This window comes from Limnospira sp., assembly GCF_051859755.1.
GTDB classification, from domain to species: domain Bacteria; phylum Cyanobacteriota; class Cyanobacteriia; order Cyanobacteriales; family Microcoleaceae; genus Limnospira; species Limnospira fusiformis.
In genome coordinates, this window is sequence record NZ_JBIMLI010000236.1 from 1 (window position 1) to 4,202 (window position 4,202).

General features: G+C 44.2%; 3 protein-coding genes and 1 pseudogene. 2 read left to right on the top strand and 2 right to left on the bottom strand.

Annotated features, from left to right (window positions below):
• Positions 1 to 259: pseudogene (locus ACTIE0_RS23090) on the top strand (IS4 family transposase); the annotation flags it as partial.
• A gap of 94 nt (positions 260 to 353) precedes the next feature.
• Here the strand turns inward: ACTIE0_RS23090 and ACTIE0_RS23095 are convergent.
• Entirely contained in the window at positions 354 to 1,343 is a 990-nt protein-coding gene (locus ACTIE0_RS23095; protein WP_006626268.1) for a YdcF family protein, read from the bottom strand.
• A 197-nt stretch (positions 1,344 to 1,540) separates the two neighbouring features.
• A complete protein-coding gene (gene pap, locus ACTIE0_RS23100; RefSeq protein ID WP_006626267.1) occupies positions 1,541 to 3,019 on the bottom strand; it encodes a polyphosphate:AMP phosphotransferase in 1,479 nt (492 codons plus the stop codon).
• A 441-nt stretch (positions 3,020 to 3,460) separates the two neighbouring features.
• Between pap and ACTIE0_RS23105 the strand changes: the two genes are divergently transcribed.
• A complete protein-coding gene (locus ACTIE0_RS23105) occupies positions 3,461 to 3,706 on the top strand; it encodes a DUF2949 domain-containing protein (protein WP_006626266.1) in 246 nt (81 codons plus the stop codon).
• Positions 3,707 to 4,202: the final 496 nt, after the last annotated feature.

The window sequence follows — 4,202 nt, forward strand, 5'->3', positions numbered from 1 at the left end:
CTTCTGTCTCGAATCGACTCACTTTAAGGACCCTGAGCGCTTGAGCCGTTTATTGGCTTTGCTTAGCCTGGCTTTTACTTGGGCTATGAAGGTGGGTTTGTGGATTCACCAAGGTTCACCCATTCCTTTGAAGGCTCACGGACGACGCTCCCAGAGTCTTTTCCGCACTGGCTTCGATTTTCTACGCCGCACTTTCTCTAATCTGCCTTTGTTTTCAGGGCGGTTTCACCAGGCTCTACAACTTTTGTCCTGTACTTAGATTAGGCACTACCGTTACGAGCAATGACTAACATTTGTTGGTTATCTCCTCTAAAGAATCCTCGTAGCTTTAGCCCGATGGAGTGTCAACAGACTTATAAACTAGGAGCCATCCACCCCCGTAGAAAGTAATAAAAAGTAGCGAGATATTCATCAACCACACGGGTACTGAGAACCAAAGCCTCCGCATTAGGGGCGAAGTCTTGGAAAGAAACCCTCTCCTTACGTTTGCCATAGGGAATAAAAGTAGAAAAATTAGTGGGAGCCGGAATTACCTTAAAACCAGCTTGAGTAAATGTGAGGGCGGCGCGGCGCATTTCTAAGGCAGAAGTAACCAAAATGATAGTTCTTCCTAACCGCCTTTTTTCCATGATTTCTTTGACTTCTAGGGCTTCTTCCCTAACGGTATGGCTTTCAGTTGCCAAAAGAATATCACTAGGCAAAACTCCCATATAAATCAATAACTGTTGAATATCTTTCGCCTCATTAGTCGGATGAATTAACTCATGGCGATCGCCTGCTGCTACAATCACCAAACGAGCTAAACGTTCCCGATAAAGTTCGGCTGTATAGGGAATGCGATCGCCTGTAGCCGTGAGTTGGATCTGAGTTCTGTAGGGCAATTTAGGCTGTGTTGTTCCCCGTCCTAACAAAACAATTGCCCCGGCTCTTTCCCCACAACATAAATCAGTTTGAACTGTTTGCACAGCCACCCTTTCCACCTGCAAAGCCAACCATTGAGCCAAAACGGGGGTACTCGATAAAATCAGAATTAATAATGCAGTTAAAATTAAATTCGGAGCCGGATTTTTAATCCCCCCATTAGTAATCAAAGCCGAGGCAATGGTTAATAGTAAAATTGATAAACCCAGAGGTCTTAGAAAAATCGCCAAAAGCTGAATAACAGATCTACCAACCTGGCTATCAGGAGCGATAAAAGTGACTATAAGTAAAGTGAGAGTTAGTAAAAAAAACAGCCGACTAACTAAGCTATTTTCTTTGCCTGCTAAGAGTCTCCAAATCCTAAAAGAAATGGTAATCAGTAGCAGTAAAACCAGAACTTGGGTGAGTAATACAAACATCATTTTTTCCCTTCATGGTTGACCGTGGAGAATCCCACATCATATCACCCTTTGATTTTTCCTGGTCTACCCCAAATCAAATCACAGAGTGCTTTAGGGACTGAGGAAAACGAGAGCCGTATAACTGACAAATAGTATACGGCTCAAGTTTATAGTGAACTACCCGACGCTGGCAATAGTTTTGCCAAATTGCCTACTAACTATAAAGTTTGAGCGATCGCATCAGCCACCGTTTGCGCCACCTGCACCCGCGCATAAAACTTATCATTACCGGAAACCAAAGTCCAAGGAGCCCTAGGGGTATTAGTCCGATGCACCATTTGGTTGACGGCTACCTCATAACAAGACCATTTTTCCCGGTTCCGCCAGTCCTCATCTGTGAGTTTATATTGCTTAAACGGATTATTCTCGCGTTCAGTAAACCTTTCAAGTTGGGTATCCGGGTCAATATGTAACCAAAACTTCAGCAAAATATAACCCGCCGTAGTCAGTTGTTCCTCAAACTCATTAATTTCTCGATAGGCGCGTCGCCATTGTCGTTCGGAAGCAAACCCCTCAAGGCGTTCTACTAAGACCCGACCATACCAACTGCGGTCAAAAACGCCAATTTTTCCGGCTGGCGGAAGTTTACGCCAAAACCGCCACAGATAATGATGCACCTTTTGCTCATCAGTGGGAGCAGCAAAAGCATGAACTTCATAGCTGCGCGGATCAAGAATATCGGTTAAACGCTTAATGGATCCCCCTTTTCCAGCCGCGTCCCATCCCTCAAATATGGCTAAAACGGGGATTTGCTGTTCAAAAATCATTTGCTGCATCTTACCTAAGCGAACCTGTTGTTCCCGCAACTGTTCCTTATAGTCATCCTCTGACAAGGACAAACTCAGATCCACAGCAGCCAGGGGTTGTGGATCGGTAGGTTCTAGGTGTTGTTGGGGAGGAGTAAAAATAGGAGGCGGTTGCACTTCCAGCCTTTCGAGAGTCTCTTTGATAGTAGACACCATTTTAGATAGCACCTTGACCCTACCCCACCGTTTATCATCTCCCTCTACTAAGGTCCAGGGAACTACACCCGTGCTGGTGTGAATTAGCATCTCTTCGGCATAGGAACTATAAATATCATAGTTTTTAGCCTGCTCCCAGTCTTCGGGACGCACCCGCCATGCTTCTAGTTCATCGTTAGTGGCCTTTTTCAGGCGGCGCTTGAGTTCTTTTTTGCTCAAGTGAATCCAAAATTTGGCGATCGCTGCCCCATCGTCAATCATTTGACGCTCAAAAGCATTAATTTGACGCATTGCCATCCCTACATTAGCTTCTGGAAGTCTCTCAAATAGACGATCTTCCAGAACATGGGTATACCAACTGTGGTAAAAAATCCCGATTTTCCCATAACCTGGGAACTCTTGCCAAAATCTCCACATGAATGGATACAACCGCTCCTGTTCGGTCGGGGGCCACACCGGAATCACTTTGAACCCACGAGGGTCCATATAGCTAACCATTTTTTTGACTAGAGAACCCTTACCCGCCGCCGCCCAACCCTCCAGGACGATAATCACAGGTAGTTTTTTTTCCCAGCAGATTTGCTGTAGCGATCGCAGCTCCCGCATCAGTCCTTCCGTCTGAGTCTTATAGCTTTCTTTATCTAGCGAAAGCTCCAGGTTTAGTGTGTTGAGCATGAATATGAATCAATATCCGTCTAACTTACATCCAGTCTAGCAGGATCAGGAGTCCGGGAACACCCACTACACAGAACCGCCAGTCCCATTCCTTTTTAGATTATGGTTTGATGATTTTGTGATCCAAACCCGCTTCATTGCTTTTGTTAAAAAAACATTAGATTTTCACCAGAATAGCTCTGGTAACGGCTATGATAAATTTTCCCCCAAAAAAAAGTGCCGTCTGCCCAATTAACTCCCCCGGCACCTATACAGCTCAAACATAATTAGTGACCCAGATCACTTAAATTTCACAAAGAAATCACAATGTTCGGGTGTAATATATCACTGAACTTAGTTAGATAGAAGATAATATAGATACTATAGGAATTCACACCCGACTTAGTTATCTAATCCGACATCCAACAGTTCCCAACTTTTTTACGTTCATGCAGGAAAAAAATGATGATCTCAACCAAGCAAGCCCAGTTAATTCAATTTTTACGTTGGGAATTAGCGATCCCTGCCTCTTCCATCGCCATGGCCCTCCGACATCCTGAGCAAGAATCAGGTCAACTTCCCATGATTTTATGGCAATACGGGCTAGTCACCCTAGAACAGCTTGACCGGATTTTTGATTGGCTTGAAAAGTTCGGAACCTCTCCAGATATCACCTCCCGGTCTTATTCAGACAAAAAAGCTGGTTGAGAATCAATGGACTTAGATAGCATCTCAATTACAGATGCGTCTTAGGTTCCTTGGTTTATGCCGAATTTACACACTAATAGCCAATTTCTCTCAAGACTAAAATCTACCTGCATGACCTAAAAGTTTCAACTGCGAATGTTGAAAAATGATTAGATGATCACTATATATGTCGCCTCAAAAATGTTGGGGGTGAAAAAATTTTTGTATGGAGGTTTGACCAACCTTTTCTACCCTTAAAGGCTAAAACGAAAATTATAGCAACCGGTTGCTCACGATAAATCAACTATTACCGCCCAGATGATAAACATGGCCCATAGACAACAGCCTGGGACAAAAATTCAGCTATTGACCAGGTGCGTCAGTTGTTGATGCTCCGGTTGGGATCCCTATTTACGGGGTCTGACGCACCCTACTATAGCACCAGACAGGAAAGTTAGGACGTATAATGGAGAGGACGAGATGACTAAGAAGACCAAAAATGCCAGCCCCCTATAGT